Origin of the sequence: Tychonema sp. LEGE 06208 (assembly GCF_015207505.1) — a bacterium.
Taxonomy (GTDB): domain Bacteria; phylum Cyanobacteriota; class Cyanobacteriia; order Cyanobacteriales; family Microcoleaceae; genus Microcoleus.
This window is the reverse complement of sequence record NZ_JADEWT010000089.1, coordinates 1-26,017: the sequence shown is the minus strand read 5'-3', so window position 1 is coordinate 26,017 and position 26,017 is coordinate 1. Positions and strand designations below refer to the sequence as shown.

General features: G+C 46.6%; 25 protein-coding genes and 1 tRNA gene. 14 read left to right on the top strand and 12 right to left on the bottom strand.

Annotated features, from left to right (window positions below; translation table 11 throughout):
- Positions 1-247: 247 nt before the first annotated feature.
- Both IQ263_RS20815 and IQ263_RS20810 read right to left on the bottom strand, forming a co-directional pair.
- Positions 248-1,318: a DMT family transporter gene (locus tag IQ263_RS20815; protein WP_194069892.1), complete on the bottom strand. Its 1,071-nt coding sequence runs from the start codon at positions 1,316-1,318 to the stop codon at positions 248-250.
- A 130-nt stretch (positions 1,319-1,448) separates the two neighbouring features.
- Entirely contained in the window at positions 1,449-1,622 is a 174-nt protein-coding gene (locus tag IQ263_RS20810) for a hypothetical protein (RefSeq protein ID WP_194069890.1), read from the bottom strand.
- Between the two features lie 65 nt (positions 1,623-1,687).
- Here IQ263_RS20810 and sppA (IQ263_RS20805) point away from each other — a divergent pair, with 65 nt between their 5' ends.
- Together sppA (IQ263_RS20805) and aroH are read left to right on the top strand one after the other, a co-directional pair.
- Positions 1,688-2,506: a signal peptide peptidase SppA gene (gene sppA / locus IQ263_RS20805; RefSeq protein ID WP_194069888.1), complete on the top strand. Its 819-nt coding sequence runs from the start codon at positions 1,688-1,690 to the stop codon at positions 2,504-2,506.
- 334 nt (positions 2,507-2,840) lie between these two features.
- Positions 2,841-3,248 (top strand): chorismate mutase, encoded by a 408-nt coding sequence (gene aroH / locus IQ263_RS20800; protein ID WP_228050234.1) that lies wholly within the window; start codon positions 2,841-2,843, stop codon positions 3,246-3,248.
- A gap of 192 nt (positions 3,249-3,440) precedes the next feature.
- On the opposite strand, the gene crtR is transcribed toward aroH, so the two are convergent.
- Together crtR and IQ263_RS20790 are read right to left on the bottom strand one after the other, a co-directional pair.
- Positions 3,441-4,331 (bottom strand): beta-carotene hydroxylase, encoded by an 891-nt coding sequence (gene crtR / locus IQ263_RS20795; RefSeq protein WP_194069886.1) that lies wholly within the window; start codon positions 4,329-4,331, stop codon positions 3,441-3,443.
- A 77-nt stretch (positions 4,332-4,408) separates the two neighbouring features.
- Positions 4,409-5,668, bottom strand: a complete 1,260-nt coding sequence (locus tag IQ263_RS20790; protein WP_194069884.1) for an RNA-guided endonuclease InsQ/TnpB family protein — start codon at positions 5,666-5,668, stop codon at positions 4,409-4,411.
- 225 nt (positions 5,669-5,893) lie between these two features.
- On the opposite strand from IQ263_RS20790, the gene IQ263_RS20785 reads away from it, so the two are divergent.
- From IQ263_RS20785 to IQ263_RS20775, 3 genes are all read left to right on the top strand, one after another.
- Positions 5,894-6,067: a hypothetical protein gene (locus IQ263_RS20785; protein ID WP_194010543.1), complete on the top strand. Its 174-nt coding sequence runs from the start codon at positions 5,894-5,896 to the stop codon at positions 6,065-6,067.
- Positions 6,068-6,185: 118 nt separating this feature from the next.
- Positions 6,186-7,973 (top strand): pyruvate kinase, encoded by a 1,788-nt coding sequence (gene pyk / locus IQ263_RS20780; RefSeq protein WP_194069882.1) that lies wholly within the window; start codon positions 6,186-6,188, stop codon positions 7,971-7,973.
- A gap of 196 nt (positions 7,974-8,169) precedes the next feature.
- Positions 8,170-8,241, top strand: a tRNA-Thr gene (locus IQ263_RS20775).
- A gap of 268 nt (positions 8,242-8,509) precedes the next feature.
- On the opposite strand, the gene IQ263_RS20770 is transcribed toward IQ263_RS20775, so the two are convergent.
- Positions 8,510-9,568, bottom strand: a complete 1,059-nt coding sequence (locus IQ263_RS20770; RefSeq protein WP_194069880.1) for a potassium channel family protein — start codon at positions 9,566-9,568, stop codon at positions 8,510-8,512.
- An 836-nt stretch (positions 9,569-10,404) separates the two neighbouring features.
- Between IQ263_RS20770 and IQ263_RS20765 the strand changes: the two genes are divergently transcribed.
- Positions 10,405-11,505 (top strand): iron-containing redox enzyme family protein, encoded by a 1,101-nt coding sequence (locus tag IQ263_RS20765; protein ID WP_194069878.1) that lies wholly within the window; start codon positions 10,405-10,407, stop codon positions 11,503-11,505.
- Between the two features lie 139 nt (positions 11,506-11,644).
- Here IQ263_RS20765 and IQ263_RS20760 read toward each other — a convergent pair whose 3' ends face one another.
- From IQ263_RS20760 to IQ263_RS20750, 3 genes are all read right to left on the bottom strand, one after another.
- On the bottom strand, positions 11,645-12,364 hold the full coding sequence (locus IQ263_RS20760; protein WP_194069876.1) for a class I SAM-dependent methyltransferase: 720 nt from the start codon (positions 12,362-12,364) through the stop codon (positions 11,645-11,647).
- A gap of 633 nt (positions 12,365-12,997) precedes the next feature.
- Positions 12,998-13,480, bottom strand: coding sequence for a YqhA family protein (locus IQ263_RS20755; RefSeq protein WP_194069874.1), 483 nt, complete (start codon positions 13,478-13,480; stop codon positions 12,998-13,000).
- Positions 13,481-13,612: 132 nt separating this feature from the next.
- Positions 13,613-13,780, bottom strand: a complete 168-nt coding sequence (locus tag IQ263_RS20750; RefSeq protein WP_194069873.1) for a hypothetical protein — start codon at positions 13,778-13,780, stop codon at positions 13,613-13,615.
- A gap of 387 nt (positions 13,781-14,167) precedes the next feature.
- On the opposite strand from IQ263_RS20750, the gene IQ263_RS20745 reads away from it, so the two are divergent.
- Positions 14,168-15,226 (top strand): hypothetical protein, encoded by a 1,059-nt coding sequence (locus IQ263_RS20745; protein ID WP_228050233.1) that lies wholly within the window; start codon positions 14,168-14,170, stop codon positions 15,224-15,226.
- Between the two features lie 150 nt (positions 15,227-15,376).
- On the opposite strand, the gene IQ263_RS20740 is transcribed toward IQ263_RS20745, so the two are convergent.
- Complete coding sequence (locus tag IQ263_RS20740; RefSeq protein ID WP_194010532.1) at positions 15,377-15,745, bottom strand: Lin0512 family protein; 369 nt, start codon at positions 15,743-15,745, stop codon at positions 15,377-15,379.
- A gap of 466 nt (positions 15,746-16,211) precedes the next feature.
- Between IQ263_RS20740 and IQ263_RS20735 the strand changes: the two genes are divergently transcribed.
- A complete protein-coding gene (locus IQ263_RS20735; protein ID WP_194069871.1) occupies positions 16,212-17,126 on the top strand; it encodes a branched-chain amino acid transaminase in 915 nt (304 codons plus the stop codon).
- Positions 17,127-17,293: 167 nt separating this feature from the next.
- Positions 17,294-17,578, top strand: a complete 285-nt coding sequence (locus tag IQ263_RS20730) for a tetratricopeptide repeat protein (protein WP_194069869.1) — start codon at positions 17,294-17,296, stop codon at positions 17,576-17,578.
- Between the two features lie 22 nt (positions 17,579-17,600).
- On the opposite strand, the gene fghA is transcribed toward IQ263_RS20730, so the two are convergent.
- The gene (gene fghA, locus IQ263_RS20725; RefSeq protein WP_194069867.1) at positions 17,601-18,455 is read right to left on the bottom strand and encodes an S-formylglutathione hydrolase; all 855 of its coding nucleotides are present in this window, start codon (positions 18,453-18,455) and stop codon (positions 17,601-17,603) included.
- Between the two features lie 80 nt (positions 18,456-18,535).
- A complete protein-coding gene (locus tag IQ263_RS20720) occupies positions 18,536-19,645 on the bottom strand; it encodes an S-(hydroxymethyl)glutathione dehydrogenase/class III alcohol dehydrogenase (protein WP_194069865.1) in 1,110 nt (369 codons plus the stop codon).
- Between the two features lie 79 nt (positions 19,646-19,724).
- On the opposite strand from IQ263_RS20720, the gene IQ263_RS20715 reads away from it, so the two are divergent.
- The 3 genes from IQ263_RS20715 (at position 19,725) to sppA (IQ263_RS20705) (ending at position 23,706) form a co-directional block, all read left to right on the top strand.
- Positions 19,725-20,408, top strand: a complete 684-nt coding sequence (locus IQ263_RS20715; protein ID WP_194069863.1) for an SDR family oxidoreductase — start codon at positions 19,725-19,727, stop codon at positions 20,406-20,408.
- A gap of 143 nt (positions 20,409-20,551) precedes the next feature.
- A complete protein-coding gene (fni, locus tag IQ263_RS20710) occupies positions 20,552-21,601 on the top strand; it encodes a type 2 isopentenyl-diphosphate Delta-isomerase (RefSeq protein ID WP_194069861.1) in 1,050 nt (349 codons plus the stop codon).
- Between the two features lie 284 nt (positions 21,602-21,885).
- Entirely contained in the window at positions 21,886-23,706 is a 1,821-nt protein-coding gene (sppA, locus tag IQ263_RS20705; RefSeq protein WP_194069859.1) for a signal peptide peptidase SppA, read from the top strand.
- A gap of 254 nt (positions 23,707-23,960) precedes the next feature.
- Here the strand turns inward: sppA (IQ263_RS20705) and IQ263_RS20700 are convergent, their stop codons facing one another.
- Positions 23,961-24,230, bottom strand: a complete 270-nt coding sequence (locus tag IQ263_RS20700) for a GlsB/YeaQ/YmgE family stress response membrane protein (protein WP_194069857.1) — start codon at positions 24,228-24,230, stop codon at positions 23,961-23,963.
- A 104-nt stretch (positions 24,231-24,334) separates the two neighbouring features.
- Between IQ263_RS20700 and IQ263_RS20695 the strand changes: the two genes are divergently transcribed.
- Both IQ263_RS20695 and IQ263_RS20690 read left to right on the top strand, forming a co-directional pair.
- Positions 24,335-24,541: a hypothetical protein gene (locus IQ263_RS20695; RefSeq protein ID WP_194069855.1), complete on the top strand. Its 207-nt coding sequence runs from the start codon at positions 24,335-24,337 to the stop codon at positions 24,539-24,541.
- Between the two features lie 62 nt (positions 24,542-24,603).
- On the top strand, positions 24,604-25,791 hold the full coding sequence (locus IQ263_RS20690; RefSeq protein ID WP_194069853.1) for a glycosyltransferase family 2 protein: 1,188 nt from the start codon (positions 24,604-24,606) through the stop codon (positions 25,789-25,791).
- The last annotated feature ends 226 nt before the right edge of the window (positions 25,792-26,017 follow it).

Sequence of the window (26,017 nt, the reverse complement as noted above, 5' to 3'; positions counted from 1 at the left end):
AATCCCACGAAACTTTGCCCTTAATTTGTATCCCGAGCATGGCTTTCAAAACATGGCTCAAGCTCAACGTCTCGCTGGCTTTAGTTGTAGCATACTCAAAGATATATTTAGAATGAAATAGCCCTGAATCGAATTGATGCCATTGTCACCCGCAATCCGCGAGATTTTCCGGTAAAAACTCCTAGGATTGTAACTCCAAATCAGTTAATTCAAGAGTCAACCAATTCTCCCTAAATTTCTAAAAGCGCTAAACTTCCGATTCCAATTCTGTAGCTCGTAATTTTACGGGAAATTCAACTTTATTCAACTCAGGTGACTCTAATAACTGCACTTTATCCTCAGAATTAGCTTCACCGTGCCGCACTTTTCCCAATTTTTCCGCCAAAGTATCCCGCTGATTAATCAAATAAATACTCACCAAAGTCAGCCCTACCCCCATAGATTGCAGCGAATTCAACACCTCGCCCAAGAACAAATTGCCGAACAGCAAAGCAAAAATTGGGGTAAGAAATGTCAGAGAACTTAAACTCGTCAAACTGCCGCTAGAAGCAAAATAAAAGAATAAACCGTAGGCGATCGCACTTCCGAACACGGTAGAATAACCTAGCGCCATCCAGCCAGAAAAATCGATATTCACAAACTGTTCAGACTCAGTTGCAGCCGAAAGTGCCAAAAGCGGCAAACCGCCCAAAATCATGTGCCAGCCCGTCGCCACCACCGGGTCAACATAGCGACAAACCCAGCGCACCAAAACCGTACCCACAGCCATCGACAAAGCCGCCAACAACATCAACCATTCCCCACCCTCAAAGAACTGTTCCATACCCCCAGAAACCTGCGCGCTTTCAGGATGAAACAGCCCAAAAATCCAGCCATCAGGCAAACCAATTAAACTAATCCCAACTACCCCGATTGCTAGTCCCAACCAGCCCCAAAATCCAATTTTTTCTTGAAACAGCCACAAACACAAAATCGCCACAGCTAGCGGTTGAGAATCAATCATCACCGAACCCAAACCCGCATCGGTTTTCGCCAAACCTTCGGCTAAAAAGCCTTGAAACAAAGTACCGTCAACTAAAGCAAACAGCGAAATCCACAGCCAAGCTTTCCAACCCGCAGGCTGTGCCTTTCCCATCAGCGCCGCCGCCAACAGCACTAACACGCCTGCAGGTACTAAACGCACAAATGCCACAAACAGCGGTGTCGTGTGCGGCATGACTCCTTTCATCGCTACCATCGCGGTTCCCCACAGGAAAAACGGCGCGATTAGCAACAGCGGCGCAAAGGGCAGTTTAGAATCGGTAAGTTTTAGCTGCATGGCGGGGGCTCCAAATAATTGATGAGAGTGGCTCTCAGAAAAATAAGGTAGATTTGTTAAGCAATTTTTACAATTATATATCGAAGGTGGGTTAAGTGCGATCGACCGATCGGTCAGAAACCCGGTTTTTTCACCCAGATATTCGCTTCAAACCCTGAATCTCTGCAAAAAACCCGGTTTCTTCAGTTTCATCAAGTAGCCAACTGCCAACTGCTTTCCTGTCAACTGCCAACTGCTTTCCTGTCAACTGCCAACTGCTTTCCTGCCAACTGCCAACAACCAACTGCCAACAACCAACAGCCAACTGCCTTCAGATGAGTCACACTAGAAGTTAGCTACAAAATTTCCTACATTGCCTGTAAACTGCCCATGATTTGGCCATTCAAGCCCCGCTACCGCAAACAAATCGCCCGTATCGAAGTCACCGGAGCCATCGCCGGAGAAACCCGCAAACGAGTTCTAGAAGCGCTCAAAACCGTTGAAGAGCGCAAATTTCCCGCCTTGCTGCTGCGGATAGACAGCCCTGGGGGGACAGTCGGCGATTCCCAGGAAATTTACAGCGCGCTCAAGCGTTTGCAAGAAAAAATCAAAATAGTCGCCAGTTTCGGCAATATTTCAGCTTCTGGCGGAGTCTATATCGGCATGGGAGCTCACCATATCGTTGCCAATCCCGGTACAATTACCGGCAGCATTGGCGTGATTATCCGGGGTAACAATCTAGAAGGGCTGTTAGAAAAAGTCGGCGTTTCTTTTGAGGTGATTAAATCGGGGCCGTATAAAGATATCTTGGCATTCGATCGACAATTGACTGAGCCAGAACAGCAAATTCTGCAAGACTTGATCGACACCACCTACCAGCAATTCGTCGAAACCGTCGCAGAAGCTCGGAAACTCCCAGTTGAAAAAGTCAAAACCTTTGCCGACGGTCGCATTTTTAGCGGTCAGCAAGCCTTAGAATTGGGTGTGGTCGATCGACTCGGAACCGAAGAGGACGCTCGCCGCTGGACAGCCGAACTCGCAGGTCTCGACCCGGAAAAAACCGAGTGCTGCACGCTAGAAAAAGCTAAACCTTTCCTAAATCGGGTCTTGGGGAGTAGTCTGGATACATCCGGGCTTTCAGCTTACAAAAACTTGCTGGAATTCGAGCTTTCTACTAGCGGTTTACCGCTGTGGCTGTATCGCCCGTGATTTAATAGTCAGTTGGCAGTTGGCAGTTGACAGGAAAGCAGTTGACAGGAAAGCAGTTGACAGGAAAGCAGTTGGCAGTTGACAGGAAAGCAGTTGACAGGAAAGCAGTTGGTAATTGCAACAAACAACTAACAACTAACAACTAACAACCAACAACGAGCAACTAACAACTAACAACTAACAACCAACAACGAGCAACTAACAACCAACAACGAGCAACTAACAACCAACAACTAACAACTAACAACTAACAACTAACAACTAACAACTAGCAACTGACTACTGCCAACTAACAACTGACTACTGCCAACTAACAACTGACAACAAACAAAAAATGGAGAATATTTGCGTGGAGTGGCAAGTGCGGGCGATTCGCGGGGCAACAACTGCCAGCGAGAATTCGGTGGAAGCAATTCGAGAATCGGTGAGAGAACTTTTAGATGAATTAGAAACAAGAAATAATTTAGATCCGCAATTAATAATTAGTGCTACGTTTTCTGTCACCCGCGATTTAGATGCTGTCTTTCCGGCCGCGATCGCCCGCGAACGTCCCCGCTGGTGCAATGTTCCTTTGTTGGATGTCCAGCAAATGCACGTTAAGGGTTCTTTAGAACGCTGCATCCGTTTTTTGATTCACGTTAATTGGCCGGCACAGGTTGAAATTTATCATCCTTATTTGCGGGGAGCTCAAAATTTGCGCCCCGATTGGAATTTGGCGGTGGCTGCGGCTGGGGAAAAGTAGACGGCTCTTTCGGATATTTGGGGAAAAATGTATATTTGGCTGCGGGGTAATTGGTAATTGGCGATCGATTCGGAACCTATTACCCATTACCAGAGATTAGATTAACCGATCGCCAAAAGGTCGGGAGAGCCGTTTGATTTACTAAGGATAGATTGCCAAAAAAACCGGCTTCTCGAAGAAACCGGGTTTTTATCAATCAGTGGCTTTCTTGTGATGCAGCCTAATCCCTAAAAAGATGTCATATATAAAACTCCAGAAGTCCTTTTTCCCTTCCAATATTCCCAAACTTTGAGGAGAACCCTTCTCATCCAACAGCGGCTTTACAGCCTCGTAAGCCGGCTTGTAATTGTACCAAGGAATTGAAGGCCACAAATGATGGATGAGGTGATAGTTCTGCCCCAAAATTAAGATATTCAGAATTGGACTCGGATATACTCTGGCATTTTTCCAGCGATCGCGCTCGTGAAACGGACGGTGCGGCAAATAATCAAAAAATAACCCCAAGGCTAAGCCCACCACCAAAGCAGGAGAAAACCAAAAATTCAGCACGTAACCTAAATGGTCGTATTGAATGGAGATACAAACCACTCCAATTACAAACAAACGGCTAAAAAACCATTCCCAAAGTTCGTTTTTCCGCCACAGTTTGCGCTTAAAGAAGAAAATCTCGTGGTAAAAAAACCTCGCAGCAATCAACCACAAAGGCCCGCCAGTAGAAACATAATGGTCTGGATCGTTATCTGGGTCATTAACGTGGGCGTGATGCTGCATATGTACCCGCGTAAATACCGGGAAAGCAAAGCCCAACATCAGCGCGCTACCGTGTCCCAAAATAGCGTTAATTGTGCGATCGCGGTGCGCCGCATTGTGAGACGCATCGTGAATCACCGTTCCAGCCATGTGTAACGCCAGCACGTTCAGCAAAAAACAACACCAATCCGGCCATTCCCCGTACCAGTAACCCACAAAGGAAATCGCGATCGTCGCTAATGCACTCAAAAACAACAGCATCGTCGGATTCAAGTCACCGGGAGGACTCAGAAACTCTTTCGGCACTGTCAGCGGCCGTCCTGCCTCCGACATCTTTGTTAACACTCCTTAATATTTCACCCTTGCGTAGTATAAGATACAAGTCTCCCTATATTGACATCTTCCCACCGCTAATTCGGAGTACCGAATATAGCGGGGGATTCCAAAGATTGCTCTTTGGGCTTCCTCTTTCCACGACCCGACTTACTTGAAGGAGTTTCCTCACCCAAGCAGTGGTCGATGTCTCCAGAGGCGTTTTCTAGTTCTAGACTAGACGTTCCTGTATGCCCTACAGTACGTAAACCTTTCTCTAATATATTTCTCGCCGCATTCCAGTCTCTATCTTGCGTATGCCCACAATGATGACAAATGTGAGTCCTGACACTCAGAGCTTTTTTGACAACTTTGCCGCAGTTAGAGCAATTTTGACTGGTGTAGTGCGGTGGCACAGCAATTGTGACCACACCAAAAACCTTGCCAAAATACTCAACCCATGTACGAAAAGTTGTCCAAGCTGCATCGCTAATCGATTTGGCGAGATGTCTATTTCTTATCATGTTCCGCACCCTCAAATCCTCATAGGCTACCAGGTCGTTAGACCGGACTACGCATCTCGCCAACTTCACGGCGAAATCTTTACGTTGCCTACTTACTTTGAGATGCTTTCTTGCCAGTTTGTTTCTCAACTTAGCTCGATTTTTCGACCCTTTTTGGGTCTTGGACAGACGACGAGAAAGCCGTTTCAGAGACTTCTCACTCTTTCTCAGATGTCTTGGGTTTTCAACAGTTTGCCCGTCGCTATCAGTATAAAAATGAGTGAGACCAACATCAAGACCGATAGTTTTAAATGTGGGTTCTTTTTTCTCAAGTCTTTCTTGGTCGATGCAAAACTGTGCGTAGTAGCCATCGGCACGACGAACTACCCTGACTCGTTTGATTTGCTTCAATTGATAGAAATGCAAATCGCGAGTCCCCCACAACTTAAAAATACCTGCACCAAAACCATCAGTAAAAGTGATGTATCTGCGACATTCAGAAAGTTTCCAACCCGTAGTTTTGTACTCAACAGAACCATGAGTTTGTTCTTTCTTGAACCGTGGATATCCTTTCTTACCGGGGTGATTTTTCTTACAGTTCTCAAGAAATCGAGCAATTGCCGACCAAGCTCTTTCCGCCGATGCTTGTCGGGCTTGAGAATTGAGTTGGCTTGCCCAAGCAAATTCTTTCGCTAGGACAGCACAATATGCACTCAAATGATATCGTCCGATGGAGCGGTTATCCATCCAGTATCTCAGGCAAGAATTACGGACAAAACGAGCAGTACGAATTGCCTCATCCAGCTTTTCGTACTGCTCGTTTTGTCCCTGAAGTTTTGCCTCAAACACCAACATAGTTACGTCGTTATATCTGACGTAATCTATTCTAGCATAGATCCTGCCCGCAATTCATCTCACCGCCAAACGGACTACCGTTATGGCGGGAGCCTTCTTGCGGTTGAAGGTAAACTTTCGTAAAAAAACTGCATCTAAGGTATTGCCCACTAAGTTTAGAGATGTCTGTGGACTCAAACTCTTAGGTGCGCGGGACAATCCCAAATATCCAATCCCAAATTAAAATTGTTTTACCCGCAAGCTGACCAACTTTTCGAGACGGGATATTTAAAATTTCGCCCGATCGCAAATTCGATCGCCACAATGGTAGAGTTTTTGTATTATAGGCATCTTGACCCCGCTCAAAAACGGATACAAGTTTCCCACAAAACTCGCCAGCAGCCCCAAATTTTAGACTAAGAGTTCAGATCCCAGATTCATCTGTAGACTAAATCTCAAATCTAAAACTTGTAGGCCCAAGTCGAAGAATCTCAAATCGACCCACTGTCTTTCCACCCGCCTCCCCAGAACACCGCTGATGCAATTGCCAAAAGCCCTACGCCGAACTAAAATTGTCGCCACCATTGGCCCGGCCACATCCAACCCACAAGTGCTGCGCAACCTCATAGAAGCTGGTGCTACAACTTTGCGACTCAACTTTTCCCACGGAACAGAAGAAGACCACCAGCGCAGCATTCGCTTAATCCGGCAAACTTCCTTTGAACTCAACCAGCCGGTGGCAATCCTCCAAGACCTCCAAGGCCCAAAAATTCGCTTGGGGCGGTTTGAAACAGGCTCTATAACTGTCAAAAACGGCGATTCCTTCATTTTGACCAGCCGCCCAGTTGTCGGCACAGAGCTCATTTCTTCCGTCACCTACGAAACCCTAGCTTCGGAAGTCCCAGAGGGAGCCACGATTCTGCTCGACGACGGGAAAGTAGAAATGCGCGTCGAAAAAGTAGACCGCGGCGGGGGAGAACTGTTCTGCCGCGTCGTCGTTGGCGGGCCGCTTTCCAATCACAAAGGCGTAAATTTTCCGGGAGTTTACCTGTCAATCAAAGCCCTGACTGACAAAGACCGCAAAGATTTAATGTTCGGCCTCGACCAAGGTGTCGATTGGGTAGCTTTGAGCTTCGTGCGGAATCCCCAGGATATGCTGGAAATTAAAGAACTGATTGCTAGTGCGGGCAAGCAAGTACCGGTGATTGCTAAGATCGAAAAGCACGAGGCGATCGAACAAATGGAAGAAATTCTCGCCCTTTGCAACGGCGTGATGGTCGCCCGGGGCGATTTGGGAGTAGAACTTCCCGCCGAAGACGTGCCGATTTTGCAAAAGCGACTGATTGCGACTTCCAACCGCATGGGCATTCCGGTGATTACCGCGACCCAGATGCTCGACAGCATGGTCAACAATCCCCGTCCTACCCGCGCCGAGATTTCCGACGTGGCTAACGCGATTCTCGACGGAACTGATGCGGTAATGCTCTCCAATGAAACCGCTGTCGGCAATTTTCCTGTCGAAGCGGTGGCGACGATGGCGAGAATTGCCATCCGCATCGAGAGGGAAGAAATTAAGCGCAATATTAGAAATGTAGAAGATGTCGGTCGATCGATCCCCAACGGCATCAGCCAAGCAGTCAGCCAAATCTCCGAACAGCTAAACGCCGCGGCGATTATGACACTAACCAAAACCGGCTCTACAGCCCGCAATGTCTCCAAATTCCGACCGAAAACTCCAATTTTGGCAGTTACTCCCCACGTAGACGTAGCCCGACAACTGCAATTAGTCTGGGGAGTAAAACCCCTGTTGGTGCTAGATTTGCCCTCCACAGGCCAGACATTTCAATCTGCGATCGCTGTCGCCCAAGAAAAAGAATTATTGTCCGACGGAGATTTAGTGGTGATGACCGCCGGTACTCTGCAAGGGGTTGCTGGCTCAACGGATTTGATCAAAGTTGAAGTAGTGACAGCAGTTTTAGGCAGAGGCACCGGCGTCGGTTTGGGCTCGGTAAGCGGGATGGCCAGGGTGGCTCGCACTGCTACGGATGTGTCGAATTTCCGCGCTGGAGACATTTTGGTAGTGGAGCGCACCAGCGCCGATTTTGTGGAGATGATTCGCAAAGCAGCAGGTGTGGTGACGGAGGAGGAAAGTTTGACTTCTCACGCTGCGATTATCGGTTTGCGTTTGGGCGTGCCGGTGATGGTGGGTGTGGAGAATGCGATGCGGATAATTCGGGACGGCACTATGCTGACGCTGGATATGCAGCGGGGTTTGGTTTATTCCGGCGCAAGAGCAGGCTCAACTGACGGGGAACTGGTTGTTTGACAAGTTCTGAGTTTTGTTCGCCTGCAGGGTCAAAAACCCGGTTTCTGCTTTAATGTCGATCGAGCATCGAAAATTGGGGTAGAAACCGGGTTTTTATAGCTCAGCGTCCTCAAGTTCTCAGTTGTGGAGTTTGGAATTAAATTCTACAACTCGTTGATTTTTTTTTAAATTTGTGCTATTGTTCAAAACTGTCTGTGCCGATGTAGCTCAGTGGTAGAGTAACCGATTCGTAATCGGTCGGTCGCGGGTTCAAATCCCGCCATCGGCTTTGGGTTTGAGCTATTTTTGCGAAAACGAAGCCATTAAATTTATATCAAATCCTCTCTTCATCGGAATAGTAAATTCACTGTTGACTGTTGACTGTTGACATCACCAGGAGTGCAACCGGAATTGATATTAACTATTAATTAGGTTTGTAGTGAGGAATGCGAGTCCTGATTGATTAATTAACCAAGAGAGAAGAAAGGACTGGCATTCCGAAGGATCGAACGGTTAATTAGGTTTGTAGTCCAGACTTTAGTCCTGATTAATTGATTTTACTTTGGAGGGCGAGGGACGCGAGAACTCAGCGGGCTGAGGATTTGATTCAGGGCGCGCAATTGTTCGGCAGTGCCCAAACAAATTAGCATATCTCCTCCTTCGATCGCAGTTTCTCCAGTTGGCCCTACAATCAAATTGCCGTCAGGGCGACGAATTGCCAAAACTAAAGCCCCTGATTGCGATCGCAATTTGGCATTTCTCAAAGTTTCTCCGACGTAGGCGCAACTATTCGGATTCACCAGAAATTCTTCCATATAAAAAGAGCGATCTGTTCCCGTCAAAATGCCGTCCACAAAATCCATAACTTGAGGGCGCAAAGCCGCCGCCGCCATGCGTTTCCCCCCCGTAATGTAGGGGGATACAACCACATCGGCGCCGCCCCGCTGCAACTTCTTTACGGCTTCTTCTGTCGTGGCGCGGGCGATCGCCCGTACCTTCGGATTCAGAGTTTTTGCCGACAGCACAGTGTATAAATTCTCGGCATCCGACGGCAAAGCTGCTACGATACAAATTGCGCGATCGATCCCCACATTCAGCAAAATTTCATCGAGTGTCGCGTCTCCCTGCACCGCCTTGTATCCCAGCGCCAAAGCCGCCTCAATCGACTGTATCGCCGAATCTACCACCACAAAAGGGATTTTTTCGGCCTCAAATTCCAAGGCAATCTGCCGCCCAGTGCGCCCAAAACCGCAGAGAATATAATGTCCGATCAAAGAATCTACCAAACGCCGCTGCTGCCTAATTCTTGCTCCTTCTTGAAAATAGCCTTGAATTAGCGCTTCTGTAAAGCGGTTGACGATATAACCAATCACTATGACACCCATCAAAATCAGGCACATGGTAAACATTCGCGCGCGGCTACCGAGGGGGTGAATTTCGCCATAGCCGACAGTTGCTAAAGTAAATACAGTCATATAAGCTGCATCCAGCAAAGACCATTTTTCCACCAGCCAATACCAGAGAGTACCCGTGCATAAAACGCCACCAAGGGCGATCGCGCCGCCCCTTAACTCTTTTTCCAGATGCTGATACTTTTGCTCTAGAGTTGAATACACCTATCGCCCTGACCTATTACTGATTAGCTGCTACCAAATTTAAGCATATCAATACTTACATAAAAATCAGGTTTATTTGCGTAATTTTTCCCTCTCAACTCTTCAATTTTAACTCGATTGACTGACAGAGTTTTAACCATTGTCATTACTCACATTTGCTGAAATCCTCACGCTGGCCACGATTGCGCCAGGGCATTTATTCCCTGACTAATAGCTTAAGTCTGTTAAAACAGACTAAGTTTTTGGTTTTTTGAGCTTTTTTTATGGAATGTGAGATGGCTCGCCGTGGGTTTGAACCGAAGGCTGGTTATTTGGTAAATAAAAAATTTCACAGGTGGATAAATATCGGGTTTTAACTCTGTCGCAGATGTGACGATTGCTGGAATTTGCGATCGGCAATTATGGTAGTGCGAGATGCAGTTTGTATGAGGAGTGTTTTGGCGATCGCCTAGAATGCAAATAATGCCTATTTAGCCGCTCGCCAAATCCACCTCATCTGATGGTATTCTTCTACGGTGAAAACTTTTTTGAGCAACTGTACAGCCATAATTTACCGTTATTCTAGTTTTTGATTCCATTATAGTTAATGGAAACACAGCTATATTAATAAATGTGGAAGGATTTTTTTTGACGAACCGCGAAGGCGCAAAGGACACGAAGGAAGAGAAAGGAAGAGCTGAAAACAAGGGGAAGTCAAAAATATCTATCAATAGAAAGGTGTATCTGGCTGACTGATTAAGTATCTTGAAAATAAGCAGCCAGAATATTCGGCAATCTGCAAAGGTTGGCTGTTTTGGCAGGCAGCACAATCATCTGAGTTAGCATAATTTGATTCCATGCAAAACACCCTAGAGATACTTTCTTCTTCTGAGTCGCCTAGTCTTCCCAAAAATCAACCGGCACTCCCAAATTATGAAGCAGCCGATCGCCAATTTGTCAATTTGCTGCTTGTTGATGATTTAGACAAGACGGTGGCGGCAAAACCTTTACTCGTCAGCGATTTTGAAAGCGCGATCGCCGCAGCCCTGCGATCGGCTTATCAGGAAGATTCCGCCGACGAGGCCGCTCACCGCTTCTTGCAGCGCGTGCTCTACCGCATCAACCGCCTCAATTTATTTTGGTACGACGATTTGCGCCGCTACAACAACGAGCGATCGCACTATTTGCGTTCAGTGCGCGATCGCATCGAATCACCCTGGCAGCAATGGGAAATCGCCCAAATCGATGTTGCAGCGCTGCAAAACATTGAGGATGTCAAGCAAGCCCTGCGCGATCGCGCGGCTGCTGATGTCGATCCAGAGCTCACTGAGATCGATCGCTACCTGCGAGAACAGATGACTGAAGAGGGATACAAGCACTTGCTGGCGATCGCCTCCTTCGACGGTTTAGTGGAAGCCAGCCGCGTTTCTCGCATCATCGGCGGTGCCGGCAACGAAATTCAGTCAACCCTGACGCGGGTGCTGATCGAAGAATACGGCGGCGGTCGCTTAGCCCGCAAACACTCGACCTATTTTGCCCAAATGCTGGCAGAATTCGGGATGAGCACGGAACCGGAGGCGTATTTCGATTTGGTGCCTTGGCAAGTGCTCGCCAGCATCAATCACAATTTCCTGCTGACGGAACGCAAGCGCCATTTTCTGCGCTACAACGGCGGACTCACCTATTTTGAAGTTGCGGGGCCCGTGGCTTACCGCAATTATCTAGCCGCCGCCCAGCGTCTGGGCCTCTCGCAGGCTGCGATGGGTTATTGGGAACTGCACATCCGCGAAGACGAACGTCACGGGCGCTGGATGCTTGATGAGGTGGCGATTCCACTGGTTGACAGATACCCGCAGGAGGCTTGGGAGTTGGTGTTGGGCTACGATCAGGAGAAGTCGATCGGCGATCGGGCTGGTGCTGCTGTGGTGCGATCGATCCAAGCGACAGAACAGAATTAAGGAATGATCGAGGACACGGCATTGCCGTGTCCCTACCCCGATTAATTGTAGGGAAACGGCATTGCCGTGTCCTGATTTCTGGTAATATTAATTCCGATGCCAACGGATTTGATATGATGCACCATACCAAGGCTCGATCTTAAAACGCTGTCATTAACTGAATTAGTTCGATCGACAAATCTCTGCGCGACTTTTGCTGCTTCTGAAACAAAACTCCAGCCAGCAGATAGATATTGTCCGAATAAAAAGCCATTCCCTGTTTTCGGAGATTGGCGATCGCGCTTTTCACCTTGGGCTCCGAACTGTAATAGCCAAAAGTTAAAGGTGCAACCTCAAAATTCGCCACCGAGTAGCCTCGATCCAAGGCATAATCGATCAAACCCACAGGATTAGAATAGCTAGAAACCATCAACAAAACTCGCTCGCAGTCCAAAGATAAAAGTTTCTTAGCAATTGTCGAACCATCACTCCCGCCGTGCAACAGTGGCTGATAAATCTTGTCATCCACCGCAGGCAAATAAGGCGGATTTGAGATAACACAATCCGCCGACTGATATAAAAGCGAATCAAAAAAAGAACAATTATTGACCGTATATTGTTCGCCAATCTGATATTGCTTAATTTGAGATTGAGCAATTTTCCAAGCTACATTATTTAGCTCAAATCCTTGTATTGTCCCGTTAAAATCTGTTCTCAGTAAAGACTTAATAACTGGACTTCCCTCTCCCGAACCAAACTCTACGATAAGTCTAGAATTGTCGCTGGCATTTAACACTAAACTTTCCAAGCAGTGCGAGTAAAAATCCGATTCTTCCGGGCAGTGGAATACTTGTTTCAGAGGATTGGATGAAGTGAGCATAAATTCTGTAACAAAGTTGACTTTTTTTAAAATATCGAATAAGTAATAGTGCAGCCATCTGTCTCAAGAGCTATTTAATCAATTTTTATAGCAGTTCGAGCAAAATATGAGGAATATATCTCTCCCTCATCTTTCCTTGGATTCCCCCATTTAAAATTTCTACTCAAAAAATGGAAAATCTATAGCATTTTCAGCCAAAAATGAGGGATTGAGCGCTGTATCAATCCCTCAATCCTTCAATCTCAAATATAAAAATGAAAAATCTATTTCTGTTTGACTTGATGCGATTGTCAAATTATTACTTCCGAGCGAACGTAAAATTAATAAAATTCATCCTATTGATAGATGGCAATTATATAGCAATCGGTTGATAAATTTAAATAAGTGGTTCCCAGTTCGCTCGCAAGAAAACAGTGTCAGCGAGGAAGAGCCTCAGCGCAAAATTAGATCGGCTCTTCCTCGCCTGTGGGCCCTGGTTTCCCTCGAACTGGTAACGAGCATTCCTACAAATCCTGCGAGAATTGCTATAGTGATTAACAGGTTTTATATAAAATTTATTGTGAGCCGAGAGTCCCATTTTGTTACCGTTGCTCAATCAGCAAAATTTGGGTCGTTTCCCTGCTCAAACAGGTCTTAATCTGACTTGGGCTTTTTCACCTGCGAATTCAGAAAATATGTCAGTGAAGCGATTATTAAAGCGATACTTGCTCCCAAGGGAAGGATGTTATCCGCGCCGTTCCACCTAACTACCTGACCGAGATATAATACGCTCAATACGACGACGATCACGCTGGTGAGTTTGGTTTTGAGGTCGTCTATGGTGTGAATTTCTAGCCAGTCTGGTACTTTGATGCGATCGTCAATAAACAGTTCGTAAAGTCCGAGTGCCGTAATGTAAAATACTGTGGCTAGCAGAAACAAGTCTACAACTTCGACAAAGGAGAGAATCAGTGTTTTAGAGTTTTCGCTGGAAATCGGCCCTGTAGTGATAATGTAGCCGATGGTAGCGATCGTTTCTAGGGCACCGTAGATCAAAAGTGTCACAGAGGCTATAAAAGAACCGAGTACAGCAATTATCATTAGATAGCGACTTTTGGCAAGAATTCGATGCAGCATAGTTGATATCCGCTGGGGAAATTTGTGAGAGAAGAACCGCTCTCTGGCATACCTTTGGCTTTACTATATCAGGGTTTTGCCCGATCGCACTGACCAGCAAGCAATTGCGCTGCGGCACCGCCCCACGCCCCATCAAAACCTTGCCGTTGAAAGGTTACGGGCGAATTCGGCAACCAGCGGGCGATCGCCTGAGAGCTTTTTGAGATCCTTGAGTTTGCTGGGAAAATTTGATCCGTAGGCTGCGAGGGACAAAATTGCCAGCAGCAGCTTCAGAAACCGTAGCGCTAAAAAAATATTCAACTAACTCATCTGGGGGATCTAAGCGAACGCAACAATAATCCTCAAAATCAGAGAAACCGGGTTTATATGCCCCATCCCTAGGTTTTGATGGAGTTCGTAAACCCCAAAAGCAAATATCATCCACTTGAAATAAACGCCCTTTTCCGAAATATTCCTAAAGATGAATGGCGAAGTTGCCAGAGTGGTAATACCTTATAAAGGTATGGACATTTTGGTGTGATTTTCCACGGAAAATCAATCAAAGTAACCGCAATCAATGGGCTTCCTTACCTTGATTGTCCCGCAGTGAATCTTATAAAAGTTGTAAGTTACGCTGTCAATTTAAACCTGCTGTTTTGGCATCAAAACCCGATCGCAGGAATCTATAATGCAAAAGCAAGCATAATCATGAAATCTTCTAAATTGTTGTTGAAAGTTATTTTAGCAGGGGCTTGTAGTTTAGGTTTAGCAACGGTTTCCTTAACAGTGCCTGCCTCAGCCCAGTCGGGAGGTACCGCAGGCACTGGCACCAGCGGTACAGGTACTGGCACTAGCGGTACAGGCACTCGCACGGGTACGGATGCAACTGGCATAGGCGCTGGCACGGGTACAAGCGGTACCACTGGCACAACTGGTACAACCGATACCACAGGCACAACTGGTACCACTGGTACTACAGGCACAACTGGTACAACCGATACTACAGGCACAACAGGCACAACTGGTACAACCGATACCACAGGCACAACTGGTACAACTGGTACAACCGATACCACAGGCACAACAGGCACAACTGGTACAACCGATACCACAGGCACAACAGGCACAACAGGCACAACTGGTACAACCGGTACTGCTGGTAATGCTGGCACAACTGGTACAACTGGTACAACAGGTACAACCGATACCACTGGTACTGCTGGTAATGCTGGCACGGGTACAACCGATACCACGGGCACTGCTGGAAGTGCTGGCACTGCTGGAAGTGCTGGCACTGCTGGAAGTGCTGGCACGGGTACGACAGGCACTCCTGGTAGTGCTGGCACGGGTACGACAGGCACAACCGATACAACTGGTACAACTGGTACAACTGGCACAACCGATACAACTGGTACAACTGGTACAACTGGCACAACCAATACGACTGGTACAACTGGTACAACTGGCACAACTGGCACAACCAATACGACTGGTACAACTGGTACTGCTGGCACAACCAATACGACTGGTACGACACCGATGCCGGCTGGTACGACAGGTACAACTGGTACTACCGGAAGCTCCACAGACGTTAGGACAGACGTTACGACAGTGACGCCGGCTGGGGCGAATTCTGGAGTTTTGAGTGCTCGGCGCGATCGCCCCAATAACTTCGGTTGGCTGGGCGCGTTCGGCGCGTTGGGTTTGCTCAACTTGCTTCGGAAAGACCGTACAGCGTCCGATCGCACTTTCACCCGATCGGAGTAACACTGAATTTTGTAGGGTGCGTCAGAACCTCGCCTTTTCTCTTGTGTTTGAGGCAAAATCTCTGACGCACCCTACCACTTTGCCTAAATCGAGCGTAATTTTATCACGGGCGATCGCACTTCACCGCCGATTTATTCAAACACCACAAAATTAGTCCTGAGTGTCCACAAAAACAGTCACAGCCGCCACAGCGATTAACATTTCATCATTTTTATCATTCAGAGAGGCGATCGCCCTTCCCGCCACCACCATGCCTCCTTGTTCGACAATCAAAGTTTTGCTACCAAAAGGCAGCACCGCCAACACCTCATCGGGCCGCACTTGTTCCGGGTAAGGAACAGCCACCTTAACCTCCACAATCATCTGATTTGGGTCAGTCAAACCCGCCACTTCCCAGACACCTAACAGAGCATTATTGGCGATCGCATTCCGTACAGCCCTAGCCGCCGCTACAGTCGGTTCCTGTCCGTGCTGGTCAATACCCATCCCCATTTCAATGATGAAACATTTACGTGCCACAGTTACCCCCTTCGTTGATATTTGCTTGCAGTCCTTAGCGAAGCCCCCAAAGAGGATCGCACTCTTTCTCAAAACAATACAATTATCTCCCAACCTGACCGCTATTGATATTCTTTTATCGATCGATACAACCACAAAACAATCATCCCAGTTTCAACAAATAATGCAACTGTATGCAAGCATCAAAGCCCAATAGTCATCAATCATTCTCAATTGAAAATCTAAAACTTGTACAGCGAAGCCGAAGTCGAAGAATCTAAAACTTGTACAGCAAAGCCGAAGTATCTAAAATCGTCTAATACCATTTTTCAAAGATGTGCTGATGAAGTCTTAGCCCCCCCGAACTCGCGGGGGGGTTGGGGGGGGGTAATATCTAGCGCTACTTTATGAAATTGATATAAGTTATGGTAGTATAACCGAATTCACCATTCCTCGCGGACTGCCCAACTCATCGCCAGCTTCAATCATGGATAGTTTTCTACCAATTGCCTACTTTCAAAACCAATTTCTCCCATTTAGCGACGCCAACATTTCCATAGCCACCCACGCCCTGCACTACGGAACCGGAGTTTTAGGCGGGTTGCGAGGAATTCCCGACCCCCAAAATCCCGATCGCATCCTCCTATTTAGATTAGACCGCCACTGTGAAAGATTAAGTCAAAGTGCCAGCTTCCTCCACTGCGATTTACCCGCCGACAAAATTCAACAGATAATCATTAATTTTGTCAAAAAAAACCAGCCCACAAAATCATTTTACATCCGCCCTTTCGTCTACACATCCAGCTTAGGAATTGCCCCCCGACTGCACAACGTAGAAACAGACTTCTTTGTCTACGGATTAGAACTTTCCGACTACTTACCCAAAGCAGGAGTCAACTGTAGAATTAGCTCTTGGTACCGCCAAGAAGACCGCAGCTTACCCTTGAGAGGCAAAATTAGCGGCGCTTACATCACCTCAGCCTTAGCCAAAACAGAAGCAGTCGAATCCGGCTTCGACGAAGCGATTATGATGAACACCCAAGGAAAAGTCAGCGAAGCTTCAGGAATGAACATATTTATCGCCCGAAACGGTAAATTAGTGACACCAGGTTTCGATCAAGATATTCTCGAAGGAATTACCAGAGACAGCGTTATAACTATCGCCAGAGACTTAGGAATAGAAGTCATAGAAAGACCAGTTGATAAATCAGAACTGTTGATTGCAGACGAGATTTTCCTCTGCGGAACCGCCGCCAAAATTACCCCAATCAACCGAATAGAAAACTATCAATTGCCTCAAAACCGACCGATAACCGAAAAGATTTTGGACAAACTCACCGGGATTATCGAAAATCGCGACAGCCAATACAAAGACTGGGTATTTGCGATCGATCTTAATTAACCGTTTGTAGTGAGGATTTCAGTCCTGCTTTTAAGAACTAAATTCCTCACTACAGTCCCGTTTGTAGTGAGGACTTCAGTCCTTATTTTCGTGACAAAAGTCCTCACTGCGAACCATCACTCGCTCCTTTATGCAAGCGAGATGAATAGCAGAAATTAAGAAATGCGATGGAATCTCAAGAATTTTATGAAAAAGGATTTGACCTCGGTCGTAGAGGGCTGTACCATGAAGCAGTTGAAGCTTTTACTCAAGCAATTAATCTCAATCCTGACTTTGTAGAAGCTTATACGATCCGTGCTGATGTTCGAGCTGCTGCTGGAGATTTACAGGGGGGAATTGAAGATTTTGAGAAAGCTATGGATATTTACAGGGCGAGAGGACAATCGCAAATAGCTGATATGCTTTTAGTTCCTTGGGGTGCCCTGCACAATCAAATTAGGTTTAAGGACTAAAGTCCGAACGATAGAACAAAGTTTACCCGCACAAAACAGCCGCATGATGCCGAATGTGATCCTCCATAAAACTCGCTATAAAATAATAGCTATGATCGTAACCTTCCTGCATCCTTAAAGTTAGCGGTTGTCCCGCTTTCGCACAAGCCTCCGCGAACACTTCCGGCAACAACTGCCCGTCACTAAGATACGAATCAGCAGTGCCGCAGTCAATCAGAATCGGACGGTTGTACTGCGATCCGGCAACCAATTTGCTAGCATCCCAAGCGCTCCAATCCTCTCGATCGCCTCCGAGGTAGTGACCGAAGATTTTTTGTCCCCAAGGGCAGTCTGCGGGCGCGCAAATAGGCGCAAAAGCGGAAACTGAAAGATAGCGATCGCCATTTTTTAACGCACAAATTAAAGCCCCGTGTCCGCCCATCGAATGACCGAAAATTCCCTGCTTTTCCGGTATCACTGGAAAGTTTTCGGCGATTAAATTCGGCAATTCATCAACCACATAACTATACATTCGATAATGAGAATTCCAAGGTGCAACTGTCGCATCAATATAAAAACCCGCGCCACTTCCCAAATCCCAACTGTCATCTTCCCCAGCAATCCCAGTATTGCGCGGGCTAGTGTCTGGTGCAACTAACATTAACCCGTATTTTGCCGCAAATTGCTGCGCCCCCGCTTTTGCCATGAAATTTTCTTCGGTGCAGGTTAAACCTGATAGGAAATAGAGAATTGGTACGGGTTGATGTTGGGCTTGGGGCGGTTGGTAAACAGTGAATTTCATTTCGCTGTTGCAGGTTGAGGATTGATGGCTGTAAAAGCCGAGTTTGCCGCCAAAGCTTTGATATTCTTTGTGCAGTTTTAGGGTGTGAGAGATCATGTTAATTCTATTTCATTTGGGAATTAGATTTTTTTTACCGCAGAGGGCGCAGAGGAAGAGAGATGAGAGAAGTTGTTTGTTCAAAATGTTAAAACTGTGCGAATTACTTCGCCTTTTTGCATTAAATCAAAGGCTTTGTTAATTTGCTCGATCGGCATTACTTTAGTTATCAAGCTGTCAATGTCAATTTTACCATCCATGTACCAATCAACAATTTTAGGAACATCAGTTCTGCCCTTCGCCCCGCCAAAAGCCGAGCCTTTCCAAACTCTACCAGTTACTAGCTGAAACGGGCGGGTGCTAATTTCTTGACCTGCTCCCGCTACCCCAATAATTACGCTGACGCCCCAACCTTTATGACAGCATTCTAAAGCTTGGCGCATCACATTAATGTTGCCGATACATTCAAAACTGTAATCAGCTCCGCCTTTGGTTAAATCTACTAAATAAGCAACTAAATCGCCTTCCACTTCCGAGGGATTAACAAAGTGAGTCATGCCGAATTTTTCTGCCATTTCTCGCTTGTCGGGATTCAAATCTACGCCGACAATCATATTAGCTCCTACCAGGCGAGCGGCTTGAATTACGTTTAAACCCACGCCGCCCAAACCGAAAACTACCACATTAGAACCTGGTTCTACTTTCGCGGTATTGATGACAGCGCCGATGCCCGTGGTGACACCGCAGCCGATCAAACAAACTTTATCAAAAGGAGCATCATCGCGAATTTTTGCTACCGCAATTTCTGGCAATACTGTATAATTTGCAAAGGTAGAAGTTCCCATGTAATGGTGAATTTTTTCACCGTCTATGGAAAATCTACTCGTGCCGTCTGGCATCACTCCCCGCCCTTGAGTCTGGCGAATTGCTTGACAGAGATTGGTTTTGTGGCTCAAACAATATTCGCAGTTGCGGCATTCGGGAGTGTAAAGTGGAATTACCCGATCGCCCTTTTTGACACTTGTCACTCCCGGCCCCACATCTGCCACAATTCCGGCTCCCTCGTGGCCTAAGATAGCAGGAAATAAACCTTCGGGATCTGCGCCGGAAAGAGTGTAAGCGTCTGTGTGACAAACACCAGTCGCTTTAATTTCCACCAGCACCTCTCCGGCCCGCGGCCCGTCCAGATCGACAGTCTCAATAGTCAAAGGTTGGCCGGCACTGCGAGCAACTGCTGCTTTTACTTTCATACTTTATTTCCTGCGATCGATTTGTCAATTTTCCAGTCAATATGTATTGTATTACTTAATCTCAAAATTAGCGTAAATCATGACAAAATTAATTGTAATTACCGGAGTCAGTCGCGGTCTTGGTCTTGCCATGACCGAAAAATTTATTGAATTGGGACATAAAGTTGTGGGATGCGCCCGTTCTTCAGAAGCGGTGAAAAAACTCAACCAAAAATATAGTAAACCCCATTATTTTACTTGTTTGGATGTCGCCAGCGACGATCGAGTCAAAGCTTGGGCTACAGAAATTATGGCAAATAATCAGGCTCCAGATTTGCTCATCAACAATGCAGCTTTAGTCAACCATCCCGCGCCTCTTTGGAATATCGGCAGCGAAGAGTTTTCTCAGCTAATTGATGTTAATATTAAAGGTACTGCTAATGTAATTCGCCACTTTGTCCCGGCAATGATTGCGAGAAAAAGTGGCATAATTGTCAACTTTAGTTCCGGTTGGGGAAGGTCAACTTCGCCGGAAGTCGCGCCCTATTGCGCTTCCAAATGGGCGATCGAAGGACTTACGCGATCGCTAGCCCAAGAACTGCCCCCAGGTATGGCAGCAGTTCCTTTAAATCCCGGCATAATTCACACAGATATGCTAGACATTTGTTTCGGAGAAGATGCGGTAAATTACACCTCAGTCAAAGCGTGGGTGCAAAAAGCAGTGCCTTTGCTGCTGAAATTAAAACCTTCAGATAACGGCGTACCGATGACCGTTCCTGGATAACACAGCAACAGAAAACATAATTTGCAAACATCTCTCATTTCTACTCCTCTGCGCCCTCTGCGCTCTCTGCGGTAAAAAAAAACTCAAAAATGAAATAAAATTACTATATTCCCAAATCACAACTCTTTCCCCAAACAGCCACTGTGAACTTGCCGCAAACCCCGCCCTCGCAAACCGAAACCCGCAAAGCAGATCATCTACGAATCTGCCTCGAAGAAGACGTACAATTTCGCGAAACTACCAGCGGACTAGAAAACTACCGTTTTGCTCACTGCTGTTTGCCAGAAATCGATCGCACCCAAATCGATTTAACATCCACATTTCTCGGCAAAAAACTAGCCGTTCCCCTGTTAATATCCTCAATGACAGGCGGCACAGAATTAGCCCAGACAATCAATTATCGCCTCGCCGATGTCGCTCAAGAATACAAACTAGCAATGGGAGTCGGTTCCCAGCGATGCGCTGTCGAAAATCCTCAACTAGCTCCGACATTTGCCGTCCGCCGCCGCGCTCCAGATATTTTGCTCTTTGCTAACATCGGAGCGGTGCAATTAAACTACAATTACGGTTTAGAAGAGTGCCAAAAAATCATCGACATTCTCGAAGCCGATGCCCTTATTTTACACTTAAATCCGCTGCAAGAATGCGTTCAAACCGAAGGCGATACTAACTTTAAAGGACTGCTAGATAAAATTGCAAAATTGTGCGAAAAATTACCAGTCCCAGTAATTGCTAAAGAAGTTGGCAACGGGATTTCAGGAAAGATGGCAGAGAAATTGCTCGCCGCCGGAGTAAGCGCGATCGACATTGCCGGAGCCGGAGGCACTTCTTGGGCGAAAATAGAAGGAGAGCGAGCCACAGATAGCAAGCAGCGCCGATTGGGTGCCACCTTTGCTGACTGGGGAATCCCGACAGCCGAGTGCGTTGTCAGCACCCGCGCTGCCGCCCCAGATGTTCCCCTGATTGCCTCTGGAGGCTTGCAAAACGGCTTGGATGCAGCCAAGGCGATCGCCCTCGGCGCGGATGTTGCAGGGCTGGCGCGGCCGTTTTTGGAAGCAGCAGCAGCATCGGAATCAGCCGCAGCCCTCCTAGCTGAGGTTCTAATTGCAGAAATCGCTACCGTGATGTTCTGTACGGGCTGCGCTAACTTGCATGAGTTAAAACATTCTGGGGTTTTGGAAAGGCTAAGATAGAATGATGTTAGTTGTTAGTTGTTAGTTGTTAGTTGTTAGTCGTTAGTTGGTAGGGGCGGTGGATGGTGCGTGCCCGCCCTCATTTGTTATTTGTTGGTGGTTATTTGTTAGTTGTTAGTTGTTAGTTGGCAGGAACTAACCAATAACCAATAACCAATAACCAATAACGAATAACCAACAACGAATAACCAACAACCAATAACCAATAACCAATAACCAACAACCAATAACTAATAACCAACAACCAATAACCAATAACCAATAACCAATAACCAATTATCTAAATGAAAGATTTCCTCAAATATACTTGTGCAAGTTTGTTGGGAACCTTCCTCGGACTGTTGCTTCTCGGCGGCGTCGGATTGGGAGGGCTGGTACTGCTAATTGCTGTCGCGGCATCGTCGTCTAAGGATTCAGGCCCGCAAGTTAAAGATAAGTCTGTAATGGTATTAGACCTTTCTTTAAATATCACTGATAGCAAACCGAACCGCAGCACGAGTGCGGCGATTCAAGGAGTGCTTTCGGACGATTCGGGCGATGCAGTGACGCTGCGGACTGTTTTAGACGCGATCGAATCTGCGAAAAAAGACCCCAAAATCGTGGGCATTTATCTCGAAGGCAGTTCGGATTCCAGCAGCAGCGGGTTTGCTAATCTCAAAGAAGTTCGATCGGCCTTACAGCGTTTCCGAGATGCCAAAAAACCCATTATTGCTTACGAAATGGACTGGAACGAGCGAGATTATTACCTCGGTTCAGTTGCTAACACAATTGCTATCAATCCCTACGGTTCTTTAGAAATCAACGGTTTTAGCAGTCAGGCAATGTTCTGGACTGGTGCTTTGGAAAAATACGGCGTGGGAGTGCAAGTGACTCGCGTCGGCAAATACAAGTCAGCCGTGGAACCGTTTTTGCTCAAACAAATGAGTCCCGAAAATCGCCAGCAAACTCAAAAACTGCTCGGAGATATTTGGGGAGAATACCTAAAAACTATCGGCCCTAGCCGCCAATTGACTGTGCCGCAATTGCAAGCGGTGGCAGATAATGGCGGAACTTTGATGGCTGACGAAGCTCTCAAAGGCAAGTTAGTTGATAAAGTTGTATACTTTGACGAAATTGCGACGGAACTCAAAAAACTCACAGGAACTGACGCAGAAGACAAATCTTTTAAGCAAATTAGCTTGAAAAACTACGCGAGAGTTGCTGAGAGTAAAAACTCAACTCGCGCTGACAAGAAAAACCAGATTGCTATACTTTACGCTGAGGGTGAGATTGTCGATGGGGACGGCGGGCCGACTCAAGTAGGGGGCGATCGCATTGCTAGAGAATTGCGGAAAATCCGAGAAAATAACGACGTAAAAGCAGTAGTTTTGCGCGTTAACAGTCCCGGAGGCAGCGCGACGGCAGCGGAAGTCATCGGGCGCGAAGTCGCGCTGACGGGCAAAAAAAAGCCAGTTATCGTGTCGATGGGCAATTTAGCAGCTTCCGGCGGCTATTGGATTTCGATGGGCTCCAACAAAATTTTTGCCGAAGCGAGTACGATTACGGGTTCCATCGGCGTATTTGGAATGCTATTTAACGTCGAAAAGTTGGCTGCTAACAACGGCGTGACTTGGGATGTGGTGAAAACCGCCCGCTTTGCCGATAGTAAAACGATTTCCCGCCCGAAAACTCCTCAAGAATTGGCGAATATTCAGAGAGTAGTCGATCGCATTTACGATCGATTTATCACCAAAGTCGCCGACTCCCGCAAACTGCCAAAAAACAAGGTGCAAGAAATTGCTCAAGGCAGAGTTTGGTCTGGTACCGCCGCGAAACAGTTGGGTTTAGTCGATGAAATTGGCGGTTTAGAAGACGCTATCAAGGCCGCGGCGAAGCAAGCGAAACTAGGTGACAACTGGCAGTTAGAAGAATATCCAAAAAATCGCACTTTGGAGGAGCGAATTTTGGAAAGACTTTCAGGCATTCACGTTTTGGAACCAGCCGCCAAACTCGACCCGCTGACTGCTGAAGTTAAGAAAATGCAGGATGAATTAGCTGTTGTCAAGTCCATGAACGACCCGCAAGGCGTTTACGTTCGCTTGCCTTTCAATTTACGGATTAATTAACTTGAATCTTCAACCCGCTTGGCATGGGTTTTGTTTGTGCAGCAGCGGTTTGGGCCGCACCCTTCCGATTAAATAAACAAGGTTCGTAGTGAGGACTTTAGTCCGCATCCGTCAGAGAACTAAAGTCTTCACTACGAACTAATCTTATTATAGCGATCGCAGCGGGGGCTATTCACTGAAAAACCCGGTTTTTCAAAAAACCGGGTTTTATGAATACCCTAAAAATCGGCAGGATTGGGAATAGAAAATATTTTTTATGCAGCACGCTGAGTTAACAATCCCCAGACAAAAAGTACCACGATAGCACCGATTACTGCAAAAGCTATGCTGGGTATAGTCAATGCTCCGAATGAAGCTCCGGCGCTTGTCCCGAAAAAGACTTGACCTAGATAACCTCCCACTAGGGCACCCACAATTCCTAAACCTGTTGTTGCGAGAAAACCCCCGCCTTGAGTTCCCGGATAAATGGCTTTGGCGATCGCACCGGCAATCAATCCTAAAACGACCCAAGCAATAATTCCCATTTCTTTTTCTCCTGAATACTTAACTTTCTTTCGTTCTTTGTCTTATGTACCAAGAATAACAACTGACAACTCACCATTACCTCTACCGTAAGGAGGAACCGAAAGTGGTAGAATTTGTCGTGAATCGTCGGAATTTGAGGCTATTTAATCAGTCAAAAGAGTTAACCCAATCTTTTTCGCGACGCAAGGTACTTATGCTCGATGCCAAAGGAAAAGCATCCGATTTGAGATTTGAAATTTTAGATGACAACGATGGAGGACTATTGAGGTTTGCAGCACGCGCCCGCAGTAGTATTATCTTTTTACGCTGATATAGGAGAATCTTTTCTCGGAATTTTTGTGTTTTACTGGTAAAAAAAATTACAATTATCCTATGAATCTGACACTGTGCACGATCGCCAAGAATGAAGAAGCAACACTGTCGCGGACTTTGGACAGCGTTAAAGGTGTTGTTGACGAAATAGTCGTGGTTGATACTGGTTCGGGCGATCGCACCCGTGAAATTGCCCGCGAATCTGGGGCGAGGGTTTATAACTTTGAATGGTGCGACGACTTCGCAGCAGCCCGCAATGAGTCTCTCAAGCACGCCCGAGGCGACTGGATTTTGGTTTTGGATGCCGATGAGGTTTTGGTACCGGAGATTGTACCTCTTCTTAAGCAGGCCATTAAGAGCGATCGACTGTTGCTCATCAATCTCATCCGCCAAGAAATCGGTGCATCTCAATCTCCCTATTCCCTCGTCTCGCGCTTGTTTCGCAATCGCCCCGACATCCGCTTCTCTCGCCCCTACCACGCCATGATAGACGACAGCGCGGCTGAGATTTTGCAGAGGGAACCCACATGGAAAATAGCTTCTCTCCCCGATGTGGCGATTTACCACTCTGGTTATCACAAAAATGCGATCGCCGCCAAAAATAAATTCCAAAAAGCTCAAGCAGCAATGGAACGCTATATAGCTTACTATCCAAACGACGCCTATGCTTGTAGCAAATTAGGCGCGCTTTATGTAGAAAGCGGGCAAATTGGGCGGGGAATTAATTTATTAACCAGAGGATTGACGAATGTCGCAATTGATGATTCTATTATTTATGAACTCAACTATCATTTAGGAATTGCTTACTGCCTGCAGCAGCAGTTTGCTAAAGCAAAAGAACACTATCAAGCGGCAATTAATACGAATGTTTTCCCGGCGCTGAAGTTGGGCGCTTACAACAATTTGGGCAATTTGCTCAAAGATGAAGGAGATTTGCCGGCCGCAGAAAAAGCTTACAAAGCAGCATTAAAAATAGACCCCAATTTTGCCACAGGTCACTACAATTTGGGACTGACGCTGAAAGCAGGCGGAAATTTAGCAGATGCGATCGCCTATTACCGACAAGCCATTAAAATCGCTCCCGAATACGCCGAAGCTCATCAAAACTTGGCAGTAGCCCTGCTAAAAATTGGCAAAATGCCAGAGAGTTTAGCAGAATTCAAAAAAGCGATCGCCCTTCACGAACAGTCCCGCCCCTTTGAAGCAGAACGCCTCCGCCGGGGCCTGCAAGAAATGGGCTTAATTTAAGCTGGCATATCTACTTTATTAACCAATGATATTCCCGATCGGGGACAGGACTAATGACCCATGACTAATGACTAGCCTTCGACTTCGCGATCGGGCCCCATGACTAATGACTAATGACTAATGACTAATGACTAATGACTAATGACTAATGACTAATGACTAATGACTAATGACTAATGACTAATGACTAATGACTAATGACTAATGACTAATGACTAATGACTAA